Annotated in this window: 16 protein-coding genes; 11 read left to right on the top strand and 5 right to left on the bottom strand. The window is 33.1% G+C overall.

Annotated elements, in window-relative coordinates; translation table 11 throughout:
• The first annotated feature begins 28 nt into the window (after nucleotides 1-28).
• From SOM12_RS04065 to SOM12_RS04055, 3 genes are all read left to right on the top strand, one after another.
• Nucleotides 29-1,756, top strand: a complete 1,728-nt coding sequence (locus SOM12_RS04065; protein WP_320492476.1) for a M14 family metallopeptidase — start codon at nucleotides 29-31, stop codon at nucleotides 1,754-1,756.
• A 274-nt stretch (nucleotides 1,757-2,030) separates the two neighbouring features.
• The gene (locus SOM12_RS04060; RefSeq protein ID WP_320492475.1) at nucleotides 2,031-2,165 is read left to right on the top strand and encodes a hypothetical protein; all 135 of its coding nucleotides are present in this window, start codon (nucleotides 2,031-2,033) and stop codon (nucleotides 2,163-2,165) included.
• Entirely contained in the window at nucleotides 2,146-2,370 is a 225-nt protein-coding gene (locus SOM12_RS04055) for a cyclic-phosphate processing receiver domain-containing protein (protein ID WP_320492474.1), read from the top strand. Before SOM12_RS04060 ends, SOM12_RS04055 begins: the two co-directional genes overlap by 20 nt.
• A gap of 72 nt (nucleotides 2,371-2,442) precedes the next feature.
• Here the strand turns inward: SOM12_RS04055 and SOM12_RS04050 are convergent, their stop codons facing one another.
• The 3 genes from SOM12_RS04050 to SOM12_RS04040 form a co-directional block, all read right to left on the bottom strand.
• Nucleotides 2,443-3,108, bottom strand: a complete 666-nt coding sequence (locus tag SOM12_RS04050) for a hypothetical protein (RefSeq protein WP_320492473.1) — start codon at nucleotides 3,106-3,108, stop codon at nucleotides 2,443-2,445.
• Nucleotides 3,109-3,118: 10 nt separating this feature from the next.
• Nucleotides 3,119-4,489, bottom strand: a complete 1,371-nt coding sequence (locus SOM12_RS04045) for a hypothetical protein (RefSeq protein ID WP_320492472.1) — start codon at nucleotides 4,487-4,489, stop codon at nucleotides 3,119-3,121.
• A 94-nt stretch (nucleotides 4,490-4,583) separates the two neighbouring features.
• Complete coding sequence (locus tag SOM12_RS04040; protein WP_320492471.1) at nucleotides 4,584-4,802, bottom strand: hypothetical protein; 219 nt, start codon at nucleotides 4,800-4,802, stop codon at nucleotides 4,584-4,586.
• Between the two features lie 294 nt (nucleotides 4,803-5,096).
• Between SOM12_RS04040 and SOM12_RS04035 the strand changes: the two genes are divergently transcribed.
• The 4 genes from SOM12_RS04035 to SOM12_RS04020 all read left to right on the top strand — a co-directional run bounded on the left by SOM12_RS04035 (nucleotide 5,097) and on the right by SOM12_RS04020 (nucleotide 7,519).
• The gene (locus SOM12_RS04035) at nucleotides 5,097-6,017 is read left to right on the top strand and encodes a hypothetical protein (RefSeq protein WP_320492470.1); all 921 of its coding nucleotides are present in this window, start codon (nucleotides 5,097-5,099) and stop codon (nucleotides 6,015-6,017) included.
• A gap of 119 nt (nucleotides 6,018-6,136) precedes the next feature.
• Entirely contained in the window at nucleotides 6,137-6,367 is a 231-nt protein-coding gene (locus tag SOM12_RS04030) for a DUF4287 domain-containing protein (RefSeq protein WP_095930836.1), read from the top strand.
• Between the two features lie 55 nt (nucleotides 6,368-6,422).
• On the top strand, nucleotides 6,423-7,163 hold the full coding sequence (locus SOM12_RS04025; RefSeq protein WP_320492469.1) for a DUF6882 domain-containing protein: 741 nt from the start codon (nucleotides 6,423-6,425) through the stop codon (nucleotides 7,161-7,163).
• A 20-nt stretch (nucleotides 7,164-7,183) separates the two neighbouring features.
• A complete protein-coding gene (locus SOM12_RS04020; RefSeq protein ID WP_320492468.1) occupies nucleotides 7,184-7,519 on the top strand; it encodes a cyclic-phosphate processing receiver domain-containing protein in 336 nt (111 codons plus the stop codon).
• 178 nt (nucleotides 7,520-7,697) lie between these two features.
• On the opposite strand, the gene SOM12_RS04015 is transcribed toward SOM12_RS04020, so the two are convergent.
• Nucleotides 7,698-8,348, bottom strand: a complete 651-nt coding sequence (locus SOM12_RS04015) for an NUDIX hydrolase (protein ID WP_320492467.1) — start codon at nucleotides 8,346-8,348, stop codon at nucleotides 7,698-7,700.
• A gap of 7 nt (nucleotides 8,349-8,355) precedes the next feature.
• Here SOM12_RS04015 and pyrE point away from each other — a divergent pair, with 7 nt between their 5' ends.
• Both pyrE and SOM12_RS04005 read left to right on the top strand, forming a co-directional pair.
• Nucleotides 8,356-9,000: an orotate phosphoribosyltransferase gene (pyrE, locus tag SOM12_RS04010; protein WP_320492466.1), complete on the top strand. Its 645-nt coding sequence runs from the start codon at nucleotides 8,356-8,358 to the stop codon at nucleotides 8,998-9,000.
• Nucleotides 9,001-9,230: 230 nt separating this feature from the next.
• On the top strand, nucleotides 9,231-9,623 hold the full coding sequence (locus tag SOM12_RS04005) for an orotate phosphoribosyltransferase (RefSeq protein ID WP_095930842.1): 393 nt from the start codon (nucleotides 9,231-9,233) through the stop codon (nucleotides 9,621-9,623).
• 197 nt (nucleotides 9,624-9,820) lie between these two features.
• On the opposite strand, the gene SOM12_RS04000 is transcribed toward SOM12_RS04005, so the two are convergent.
• Nucleotides 9,821-10,549 (bottom strand): biotin--[acetyl-CoA-carboxylase] ligase, encoded by a 729-nt coding sequence (locus tag SOM12_RS04000; protein ID WP_320492465.1) that lies wholly within the window; start codon nucleotides 10,547-10,549, stop codon nucleotides 9,821-9,823.
• Nucleotides 10,550-10,641: 92 nt separating this feature from the next.
• Here SOM12_RS04000 and rsfS point away from each other — a divergent pair, with 92 nt between their 5' ends.
• Together rsfS and ftsH are read left to right on the top strand one after the other, a co-directional pair.
• The gene (gene rsfS, locus SOM12_RS03995; RefSeq protein ID WP_095930844.1) at nucleotides 10,642-11,013 is read left to right on the top strand and encodes a ribosome silencing factor; all 372 of its coding nucleotides are present in this window, start codon (nucleotides 10,642-10,644) and stop codon (nucleotides 11,011-11,013) included.
• A gap of 15 nt (nucleotides 11,014-11,028) precedes the next feature.
• A complete protein-coding gene (gene ftsH, locus SOM12_RS03990) occupies nucleotides 11,029-12,954 on the top strand; it encodes an ATP-dependent zinc metalloprotease FtsH (RefSeq protein WP_095930845.1) in 1,926 nt (641 codons plus the stop codon).
• Nucleotides 12,955-13,021: the final 67 nt, after the last annotated feature.

Raw genomic sequence — 13,021 nt, 5'->3', positions numbered from 1 at the left:
ATATTTGATTCCTATTAAACCCAAAACCATGAAACTTTTTACCATTCTCTTTTCACTTTTTACTGTAGCCATTACTGCTCAAAACAATAAAAAATACGATACTTTTTTTGAGAAAGGAAACGGAAATCAATCTGCTTCGTATCAAGAAACTATTGCTTATTGGAAGATGCTCGCTGCCGATTTTCCGACTATTCAAATGAAAGAAATGGGACTAACGGATTCTGGTGAACCTTTGCACATGATTACCTTCAATCCTGACAAGGAATTTGATTTTGACAAAATCCAGAAAACCAAAGCTGTTCTGTTTGTAAATAACGGAATCCATGCTGGAGAACCAGACGGAATCGATGCAACTATGCAGTTTTACAGAGATTTGGCAACAGGAAAAATGAAAGCGCCCAAAAATACTGTTTTGGTTACCATCCCAGTTTATAATATTGGCGGTGCTTTAAATAGAAATTCGACAACGCGCGCCAATCAGGACGGACCTGAGATTTATGGTTTTAGAGGAAATGCCAGAAATTACGATTTGAATCGTGATTTAATGAAATCGGATACGCGAAACACAAAGAGTTTTGTGGAGATTTTTCAGAAAATAAACGCCGATGTTTTTATCGATAATCACGTAAGTAATGGTTCTGATTATCAATACAAATTGACGTACATTATGACGCAGCACAACAAACTTGGAACCGTTTTGGGTGATTTTATGAATAATGAAATGATGCCGGCTTTGGTAAAAGATCTTCAGAAAAAGAAAATCGAAACTACGCCTTATGTCGATTCGTTTAAAGATACTCCAGATAAAGGTTTTGGACAATTTGTGGATAGTCCGCGATATACAACGGGGTATACTTCGCTATTTAATACGATTGGTTTTGTGGTCGAAACACATATGCTGAAAAAATATGCCGAGCGTGTAAAAATGACCTACGAATACATGAAATCGACTTTGGATTTTACTGATGCAAATTACCAAAAAATAAAAGATTTAAAAGTAAAAAACTTAGAGCAATATCAGCCAAAAAAATCATACACTTTAAAATGGGAATTGGACAGTACAAAAGCGACTACTTTTTCGTTTTTAGGTTATGAAGCCGGTTACAAAAAAAGCGACGCTACAACAGGAAATCGTTTGTATTACGACAGAAGCAGACCGTATAAAAAAGATGTTCCGTACATCAAAGAATTTAAATCGGTTAAAGAAGTTGTGATTCCTACGGCTTATGTTATTCCGAGAGGATATTGGAATATTATTGAACTTTTGAAAAACAATAATATCTCGTTTAAACCAATTAAAAACGATACGATTATAGAAGTCGAAAGCTATAGAATTGCCGATTTTAAAACCGTTCCGTCTGCTTACGAAGGGCATTATTTACACCGAAACACTACCGTAACTTCTAAAATCGTTAAAATGGCTTTCGCCAAAGGAGATTACATCGTGCCAACGAACCAAAAGGGCGTAAAATATATCGTAGAAGCTTTTGAACCCGAAGGCGTTGATTCGTTCTTTAACTGGAATTTCTTCGATGCTATTTTACAGCAAAAAGAACATTACTCAGAATATATTTTTGAAGATACTGCTGGACAGCTTTTAAAAGATAACCCAGCTCTAAAAGCAGAATTAGAAACCAAAAAACAAAACGACCGCGAGTTTGCTAAAAGTTCCGAAGCGCAATTGGATTGGATTTACAAACATTCTGTTTATTATGAAAAGGCGCATATGCAGTATCCTGTTTATCGAGTTTTGTAGATTTTTTGATTACCTGATTTTTTTTAACGCAAAGTGCGCTAAGTTTTTTTTGATTTAGATTGGGTTTGGCTTGCGATAAGAACGCAAAGCTGTACATGTCAAACTTTGTCAAAATTCTTGCTCAAAGTTTTGTTGCACAACGTTTGTCATTTCGAGGAACGAGAAATCACACTCGTAGCTCGACAAAGATTGTCAATATTCTGGATGGAATTACTAGTGTGATTTCTCGTTCCTCGAAATGACAAAATATTAAATAATTTTTAAACCTTTAAAAATGACATACAAACTTTTTCTTGACGATATTAGAGATGTCAATATGGTTTACAAAAACCTCACTAACAACGATTTTATTATAGTTAGAAATTTCGATGATTTTAAAAAAGTAATTCTTGAAAAAGGCCTTCCCTGAATTAATTAGTTTTGACAATGATTTAGGTCTCGATGCAAATGATCAAGTTGCAGAAGATGGTTACGCTTGCGCCAAATGGCTGGTTTATGAATCTGGAATTGATTTGCAAAATTTAAAGTTTAATGTACATTCTGCGAATCCTGTAGCTAGCCAGCAAATTCAAGGTTTATTGGATAATTATATTAAACATTTGAAATCACAATAGTGCAAATTAGCAATCATTCCTGTAACTAAAACAACTATAAAAAGCAAGGTTGCTTTTCTTTGTGGGCATGGATTACAAATCCGCGCTATCGAGTTCTTCTAAATCTTCTTCTTTAATTCTGAATACATCTAGAATTAAAGAATCAAATTTTTCTAAGAGAATATCTTTGCTACTAAATTGGAATTCATCATTGATTATTTGAGTTCTAAATTCATCCATTTTAAAGACGCCAAGAATGCATATTTTCTCGAAACTTAATTTGTAAGTGTCTCTTTCCGCTTTCATCATTAACTTATCTTTTATTCCTCCTTTAAGTGTTATGAACATAAAAACATTCTTACAGTATTCAAAGGCATCTGCAACACTTTTTTCTAGATTTTTTTCTATATCAGAATCATCTACGAAATTATTACTAAACAATTTCATAAATCTATTCTGCAAACCATCTAATGAATTAAAAGCATCTTGATAAGTTAGACAGTTAGCGTTATGTAGAAATTGATTTCGAATGCTCATCACATCATTCATTATAGTTTTATCATCCTTTTCAATTGCCCCATAATCAAGCAGCAAAAGCATTTTTTGGTTAAATGATAAACAGTAAGATGTATTACCGAAGCTTTTTGTATTTTGAAAATCTTCTCTATCAAATATAAATCCCAAGGTATAACTTGCTGTTGTTTCAAGTGCCAAAGAATAATTTAAAACATCTAATCTACATTTGTCTGTATGTGTCATTCCGTTTTTTTTAAAATATACAATTTTTAAGTTCCGTAAAATAAGATTGTCTTTGATTTTTTAAATCTACAAAAACTGAAACTGGAGATTTTTGTCGATAATTTTTAAGCTTTTCTTTAACGTCAACTTCATTTTTATAAAACCAAGCAGCCGAACCGATTACTAAGGGTAATAGTGAAATATGATTTGTCACAATAGGTACAGCTAAATTTGCTCCTAACCATTGCGTCCTAGATGTCTCAGCTTGTTTTCTTATTAATTTCCATTCTGATTCTGCTTTATTTATCTCTTCCATAAAACCCTCCTGTATAAATTTCAATTTTTGAGGGTTGAAATTATCTATTGTAGTACTATCAAGCTCTTTATAAATCTTTTTTAATTCTTGCCGAACACCTGCTAATCGATTCTCCTTTTTCAACTCAAGAGCAAAATTAGTATCGACATTGTTTAAAAAAGGCAGAGGAATATCCGAATACAGTTTGTTCGTTTTAACCCAAAAATCATTTACTCCAAAACTTTTAATTATATTCCAATTAGTTTCGGATGGAGTGTATAAATTACCTCCTGTTTTATCAGCAACATAAAGAAGAGAATCTAATGAACCACCGCCTTTTGTAGGATTTATTGTTTGCCTCCCTTTTAAATCACTACTTAAGCTCTTATAAAGAGGATTAGCTTTAGGCATTATTTCTATAATTCTATCAGCAAAATCTTCGGCTTCCTGAATGCTAAATGAAGGCTGTTCTATCACTAAAAGGTTTTCAATTATTTGCTCTCTATTTTTATTGTGAAAAATATCCGCAAATTGGGTGGCTAAATCTTGTAGAATTTCCTTTTGAAAAATTCTATCTTTTGTAATATCTGCTTTAACTGCTTCTGAAAATCTTTTTTTAGTAAGAGTATCAATTTCGCTCCGAAGTTTTAAATTATATTCACAAGGATTAACAATTAATTTTACTATACCTGCTCTTACCCACTTTTGTAGAACCGTATAAAAATATAAAGACTCTAAAAAATCAGGTAACCACAATTTTGGATTTTTTGTTGGGTCGTAAGCGTGACTAGTCACTGATGGATTTTGAAGAGGATGGAAAACTATTATTTTATCTGAGTAAAGGGAAAACCTAACAACCTCATCAATTATTTTACTGCCTTTTAGGGTGCTGTAATGAATGTTCGTAAAATCGGTATTTGATTTTACCAATTCCTCTGTATAATTAAAATTTAGCGGATATAGCTTTGAAAAATATCGATATGTTCGAACAATCTTTTCCTTAGTAATTTGTTTAGCGATGTTATCCCAATTTCGTTCCTTATTAATCTTAAATGTTTCATTAAGGAAATCGTAAAATTTTGAGTTTTGTTCATCAAAGTAATCCATAACTATCAAACTGTATTTTTGGTTTTGCTAATGTAAGATTTATTTTAATTTATAGGTAGGCTTAAAATCATTTTTGCTAACTGACGGGATTAAACTATACGCGTCTTCCAAAAAGCCCAAAAACACCGAAATCGCCAACTGCTTGACGTAAAATAGTCCCCCGCTTGCGCGAGCTTTCGTTTTCTAAATTTTGATTAATTGTGGGTGAAATGGTGTAATATTTATCTATATCAAAATAAAGCGTGTCTTTTTTCTGAGAGAATATCTTACTCACAAAAAAGAAATAAAATATAGATAGAACATATATTTTCATATTAAATGTTTTTTTTAAGTAAATCAAATATAAGATAATTCAAAATAGTCACGAGCGGGAAGCTCACGCTAGCGACAAGCATATAAATTAAAACAGCAAAAAAAAGACTAATAAAAACAATTTTGTTAGTCTTTTCTATATCCTAGAAAAAATAAAAGATCTCATGCTATTCTTCGAGACCTTATTTAAACTACCAAGAAATTTCACCACTTTACTATAAACTCCATTTTTAAGGTGTAAGCGCAACCTTTTCATTATTTTTTTACTTAAGTGTATAACTTAAAAGATAAAAAAATGAAAAAATTTATTTTGTTTTTAGTAGGGTTCACAGCTGTTTCCTGTATAAACGATGAACCAATTGGCAACGAGGTCAACAGCAATCTGTCGACTATTAAGGTTAATGAGTATCGAGATGATGTTTTTCTTTATTCTAAGATCATGCATTTCTCCAATGATAAACTAACAAAGGTTACGTATTCTGGCAACGGAACTGAAGAAAATTATGAGAATTACAGTTACAATAGCAAAGGACTACTTTCTAAAGCAGTACGATATCAATACCCCGAAAATCTCTACACTGTAACTACTTTTTATTATGATAACGAAGAACGAATTGTTGAAATTAACAGCCAAAGAGACCTACCAAATAGCGAAACAAATAATCTCGATGATAAATTTACTTTTACGTACCTGACTGATAAAATTGTTTCTTCTGTTTATTACAAGAATAATTTCATGAATTCTTCAGAGTTTTTGCTAAACTCAAACCAAGAACCCAAAAAAATCAATAAACCAAGTTCCTATTCGAAAGAATACAACTATGATAATGGCAATATAGTAAGTTCTACATCATTTGATCCCGATATGTCATCAAATACAACAACGTACTCTTACAGCTCGTTAAAAAACGAATATGACTACAGTAAATTTTTATATGGAGAAAAATGGAAGTTTAATAAATACTTTATTGGGTATACAGTTGGGCTTACAACTGGTGAGGGAGACGCATTATTTAGCTTTTCTAAAAACCTGATATCAGAATACAGAACTATTTCTGTACCCAGTAATCCTGCGTTACATAATAATCATATTAAATATGATTATGTGATAAATGACAAAAATCTTTTAGAGAAAAAAACTATTACAAATGTGCGCTACAGCACAAAATATAGCCCCTTAACAGTTAGAACTGAATATCTATATACTTATAAGTGATAAAAAAGTTCTAAACACCATTTGTTTGACAAAGTTGAGCTAAAGAAATTTTGAAAAGCGAATACTAATCTTACTTTAATTTGTACATTCGTCTTGCTTAACTATTTAAATTCTATTTTATGTCATTTCAAGGATATCTAAAAACGATTAAAGAAAAAACAGGAAATGGTCCAGCTGAATTTAGAACTCTCGCTGAACAAAAAGGGTTTACCTCAAACGGAGAATTAAAAGCAGAAGTAAAAGCCGGAGATATTGTAAACTGGCTTAAAAATGATTTTGCTTTAGGACAAGGGCATGCAATGGCCATTTATGCTCTTCTAAAAGGCATTAAAAATGAGGATAGTGAATAAAACTTAGCTAGAAAATCAAGAATTTCAATTTTATAATTATACAAGCCACAAAAAAATGGGAATATTCAATAATCTTTTTAAAAAGCAAGAAGAAAATACAGAATCAAATACAAATCAGCTAAATGTTGCTAAACATTTTACCTCTGAAAATGATTTTTTAGAAAAATATGGAGCTTTAGCTTTAGAAAAACAAAGAAATCTTTACAGCGTAACTGGTGAACTTTCTTGGAATGTTGACATGAACAAGGAAGAAATTACTTTTGGAGACGATCTTACTTTTCCAATGCAGGTTTTGGGCTCTTTTTCGCATTCGTCAGAAACTTGGCTATGGCTTTGGGATAACAAAGTGGGCGGTTATGCAGAATCTATTATGCAACAGGCGCTTTTATTAAAGCAATATGGTGAAGAAAATAATATAGAATTATTAAGCGTTGGAAAATTTGATGCTGTGCAAAACGATTTGCATTTAATAGGAATGATTGCAACTGAAATGTTTAATTTGAGCGGCTATTATCTTGGAAATTACGGTCAAGGAACAATGGTGGTTACGATAAAAGATGATGCAATTGACAACTCTGAAAGTGAGGAATTCTCTAGAATTCTGACTGTTTTCCCAGAGTTGATTTCGACATTTGAAATTCAGAATCACAGAAATGCTTTTACCAATTATCTTTCTCAAAAAGGTTATGAATTGACTCCAAACGGAAATGAAATTAAAGCAGAAAAAGACGGAAATATCATTAATGCCGTGTTTAACGAAAATAATCTTTTGACAGCTTTAAATGGTAATTCTTAAGATTAGTAAATTCTAAACTGATGTCATACAAACTTTTTCTTGACGATTTACGAGATGTTCCAATGGTTTACAAAACCCTGACTGACGACGATTTTATCGTCGTCAGGAATTTTCTTGATTTTAAAAAAGTAATTTCAGAAAAAGGCCTTCCTGAATTAATTAGTTTCGACAATGATCTTGGTCTTGACGAAAATGATAATGTTGCAGAAGATGGTTATGCTTGTGCCAAATGGCTAGTTTACGAATCTGGATTAGATTTAAGTAACTTAAAGTTTAATGTCCATTCTGCCAATCCTGTTGCAAGTGTACAGATTCAAAGTTTGCTTGATAATTATATTAGGCATTTGAAAGGTTAGTATTTCTCTGCGTGAGGGATAGAGCCAAGCTACCGAAGTAGCGGCGAAAGCCCGACAGCAATAAAAAAAAGACCCAATGAACGCAAAGTTTATTGGGTCTTTTTTTTATTGGTGGCACGCCCGAATGGCTAATTATCAATTTTTTAAAATCAAATTCAAAAAAATTCTAAATATCTGTTTATTTAGAATCTGGGCCCGAGCGATAAGCAATTGGTGCCGTCATTTTTTCTATTGGCTTTTTTTCTTCTTCGAATAACAATTTGATGTTTTCGTATGAGTTTTTAAGTGCTTCTTTGATTTGTTCTGGGTTTAACCAGGCAACTTTTTCGATTCCTTCCTCGATTTGTCCGTGTGGAGTTCCTTCAAAATCAGACTGCATTTCGAACCAATGCGTGATTTTTAGTTTGTATTTTCCGTTGCGTTTAAAGATATGATAGGTTTTTTGAAGTTTATTCGTAATACGAAGCTGGTTTACTCCTGTCTCCTCCTCTACCTCACGCATAGCCGTCGCTTCAATGTCTTCCCCTTTCTCGATTCCGCCTTTTGGCAGATCCCATTTTCCGTTTCTAAAGATAAACAAGACTTCGCCTTTCTTATTGTAGACAAAGCCTCCACCCGCTTTATTTACCGGAATCTTGGCTTTAAGGGTTTTCATGATCTCACTTTCGTCGGGATGATATAGAATGGCTTTTTGAATTTTATTTTGAAAAATTTTTATAATAAGCTGTTCGATATCAATACTCTCCAACAAGAACAATTGGAAATCTGTTTCGCGCGAGATTTCATTTGTCAAAAAAAGTGGTTTGTCGTTTACAAAAACTTTATACATTTGTACTATGATTTTTAATAAAGATACTGCCGAAAAAACAGCCGAATTGCTTTTGCAAATAAATGCAATTAAATTGAATCCCGAAAATCCTTTTACATGGGCTTCTGGTTGGAAATCTCCTATTTATTGCGATAATAGGTTAATTCTTTCATTTCCGAGCATCAGAAACTATGTTCGTGATGAGTTTGCTAAGAACATCGAAAAACAATTTGGAAAACCCGATGTGATCGCTGGTGTTGCTACTGGAGCCATTGGAGTTGGAATTTTGGTTGCCGAAAGTTTAGGTCTTCCGTTCGTATATGTGCGTCCAGAGCCAAAAAAACACGGCAGACAAAACCAAGTGGAAGGTTTTTTACAAAAAGGACAAAATGTTGTGGTTGTCGAAGATTTAATTAGTACTGGAAAAAGCAGTTTAATGGCTGTTGAAGCTTTAAGAAACGAAGGTGCAAACATTAAAGGTATGGCAGCTGTCTTTACTTACGGTTTTGGCGTTGCCGAAGAAAACTTCAAAGAAGCTAATGTTGATTTGTTCACTTTAAGCAACTACGAGAACCTATTAGACTTAGCAGTTCAAAAACAATACATCACAGAAGATCAGCAGTCTACTCTGCAAGAATGGAGCGTAAGCCCATCGACTTGGGGACAGGAGTAAGATTTTAGATTTTAGATTTTAGATTTTAGATTTTAGATTTTAGATTTTAGATTTTAGATTTTAGATTTTAAAGTCGCTTTGCTCCTTTTGGAGTTTGGGATTTAAAAAATTGGGATTTTATTTAAAAATTTCAGCTTTGCGAACTTAAATAAAGTCAAAGTATATAAAAAAAACCTTGCGCCCTTTGCGGTAAAAAAACATACAGTAAAAAACAAAACAAAAAACACTATATGAACTTAGAAAGTCCAAAAGTTACTGTTCAGAAATCAGCACAGGATTTATTTGATCAACTGACTGACGTAAAGAATTTCGAAAAATTAATGCCAGACAATATCGCTAAATTTGAAGTGACTGGCGAAGACGCTTTTATTTTTGGATTGAAAGGGATGCCTGAAATCAAATTGAAAATGAAAGATAAAGTAGCTCCAAACAAAATTGTTTTGGGTGCTGCAAGTGATAAACTTCCGTTTACACTAACTTCAAACATTGATACTATTTCTGATTCAGAAAGTGCTGTTCAATTGTTCTTTGAAGGAGAATTCAACGCTATGATGGCGATGATGGTTAAAGGTCCAATCAGTAAGTTTATTGAAACTTTAGCAAACAATATGCACAAGCTTTAATAATGGTAAATTATTAATTGTGAATTATAAATGAAAATGTCCGACTTTTGTTGGGCATTTTTTTTTTTATGCTCTCGCAAAGCTGCAGAGACGCAAAGATTTTTTTTAAGATAAAACATTAATAACTTAGCGCCTTACCGACTTTGCGAGATTAAAATAAAAAACTTAGAATCTTAGCATCTCAGAACCTTAGCAACTTAGTAAAGCATTTTAACCTCTTTAATCTCAAACTCTACAACAGAATCATCTTCTAATAAAACTTGCAGTTTTCCAAATGTAGAAACGCCTTGAATGATTCCCATAAAATCTTGGTTATTATTGTCTCTAAATGCAGTTGGAATTCCTTTTTTAAATAAAAAATTAAAGTAGTCATCCCAGAAAGTCTGCGATGAGGTGTTCCAAGATTGAATTTTTTCTTTTAGTTTTTCAACGATTAAGATTGCCAACTCTTCCTTGTCAAAAGTTTTTCCTGAAATTACTGCCAACGAAGAAGCATTTGGCAATTCGTCAAAATCGGTTTGATTGACATTGATTCCGATTCCGACAACTGACACGATTCTGCCATCGCTTTTTAAGGTATTTTCGATTAATATGCCAACCAACTTCTTATTGTATGACAGAATGTCGTTTGGCCATTTAATGCATATATTAGGAATATTTAACGATTTTAAAACCTCTGCAACCGATAAAGAAACCAAGACGCTTAAATTAAAAACTTCGTCGTTATTAAACAGAAAATCTTTCACCAAGACACTCATAGTTAAGTTCTTACCAGCTTCAGTCTTCCATAAGCCTCCAACTTGCCCCTTCCCTTTTGTCTGATTTTCAGCTGTTACCGTTGTAAAATTCTCCAGTTCATCCTGACTTGACAAAGCTTTTAAGAAGTCATTTGTAGAATCTATGGCATCGAGTTTGATTAGTTTCATTAAATAATTTAAATATCTTAATTTAATATTTTGTTAAGGTTCAAAAATAATCACAAAATTTGGTAACTTTACAAATTCATATAAAATAATTCATGGCGAAAAAGACTATTAATAATGATGTTCTACTGGCGAACATAATCAAAGGGATTGAGGAAGTAAAAGGAAATGATATCGATATTCTTGACTTAAGAGAAATAGATACAGCTGTATGCGACTATTTTGTTATTTGCAATGGTAGCTCAAACACCCAAGTTAACGCCATCGTAAACTCAATTCAAAAAATTGTATCAAAAGACTTAAAAGATAAACCTTGGCACGTAGAAGGAACAGATAATGCAGAATGGGTTCTTATGGACTATGTACACATTGTGGTACACGTTTTCCAGAAGCACATTCGCGAATATTACAACATCGAAAGCCTTTGGGGCGATGCCAAAATAACTTCAATCGAGAACAAATACTAAAGAAACTTTCATTAAATGGCTAAAGATAATAATCCAAATCCGAATAAATTTAAAATAAGTCCTTGGTTAATATATACCGCAATACTTTTAGTTTTTTTATTCATAAGTTTTGCTACAGGAGGATCAAGCCTAAGCGAACCTGCTCAATTAACATCTTCTAAGTTCAATACGCTTTTGGAAAAAGGCCAGATTGAAAAAGTAATTGTTTACAACAAAGCAGAAGCTGAGGTATATTTAAATGCTGCGGCTCTTAAAGACCCAGCAAACAAAAAAGTAGCTGAAGATATTTTCAAACAACCAAACAAAGGTCCACATTATACTTTGGAAATTGGTAACGATCAAATCTTTCAAACTAAATTAGAAAAAGCAGTTACTGAGGGGAAACTGAAAGATTTCAACTTCCTTCAAAAAAATAACTGGAGCGATATTTTAATCAGCTTACTTCCTATCATCATCATTGTTGGTGTATGGATCTTTATTATGCGTAAAATGTCTGGCGGAGGCGCTGGAGGTGGCGGACAGATTTTCAATATCGGAAAATCTAAAGCGAAACTTTTTGACGAAAAAACAGATATCAAAACTACGTTTAAAGATGTGGCTGGTTTAGAAGGTGCTAAGGAAGAAATTCAGGAAATTGTTGAATTCCTTAAAAACCCTGAAAAATACACGAATCTTGGAGGTAAAATTCCAAAAGGAGCTTTATTGGTAGGACCTCCGGGAACTGGTAAAACTTTATTGGCAAAAGCTGTTGCTGGTGAAGCGCAAGTACCGTTCTTCTCTTTATCAGGTTCAGATTTCGTTGAGATGTTTGTTGGAGTTGGTGCTTCACGTGTACGTGACTTATTCAAACAAGCAAAAGAAAAATCTCCTGCTATTATCTTTATTGATGAGATTGATGCTGTTGGTAGAGCAAGAGGAAAAAGCAATATGTCTGGCGGAAACGACGAGAGAGAAAACACTTTGAACCAATTACTAACAGAAATGGATGGTTTTGGTACAAACTCTAACGTAATTGTTTTGGCAGCAACAAACAGAGCTGACGTTTTAGACAAAGCTTTAATGCGTGCAGGACGTTTTGACAGACAAATTTTTGTTGACTTACCAGACATTCGCGAAAGAGCAGAAATCTTCAAAGTACACTTAGCTCCTATCAAAAAAGTTGAAGGTCTTGATTTAGATTTCTTAGCAAAACAAACTCCAGGTTTCTCTGGTGCTGATATTGCTAATGTTTGTAACGAAGCTGCACTTATCGCTGCTCGTAACAACAAAGCGGCTGTTGACAGACAAGACTTCCTTGATGCTGTAGATAGAATTATTGGTGGTCTTGAGAAGAAAAACAAAATCATTACTCCAGACGAAAAAAGAGCAATCGCAATTCACGAAGCTGGTCACGCTACTGTAAGTTGGATGTTAGAGCATGCTGCTCCACTTATTAAAGTTACAATTGTTCCTCGTGGGCAAAGTTTAGGAGCTGCATGGTATTTACCAGAAGAAAGACAAATCGTAAGAACAGATCAAATGTTAGACGAGATGTGTGCAACTATGGGCGGTAGAGCGGCTGAAAAAGTAACTTTCGATAGAATTTCGACTGGTGCTTTAAGCGACTTAGAAAAAGTAACACGCCAAGCCCGTGCAATGGTAACTATTTACGGATTGAACGATAAAATTGGAAACGTTACGTATTACGATTCAACTGGACAAAATGAATACAATTTCTCTAAACCGTATTCTGATGAAACTGCAAAAATTATTGATAAAGAAATTTCAGAGTTAATCGAAGGTCAATACCAGAGAGCGATTCAGATTTTAGAGGAAAACAAAGACAAGTTAAATCAACTTGCTGATATTCTGATTGAAAAAGAAGTAATCTTTAAAGATGACTTAGAAAACATATTCGGAAAACGTACTTTTGACAAAAATTTAGAAGAAGTAGTTTCATAAATAATTACGAAAAACGTAATAAATTTTTAAAATCTTAATTCAAAAGGGACTTTTGAATTAAGATTTT

It is taken from the genome of Flavobacterium sp. CFBP9031, from assembly GCF_034044945.1.
Classification (GTDB): domain Bacteria; phylum Bacteroidota; class Bacteroidia; order Flavobacteriales; family Flavobacteriaceae; genus Flavobacterium.
This window is presented reverse-complemented; position numbering and strand designations above follow the sequence as displayed.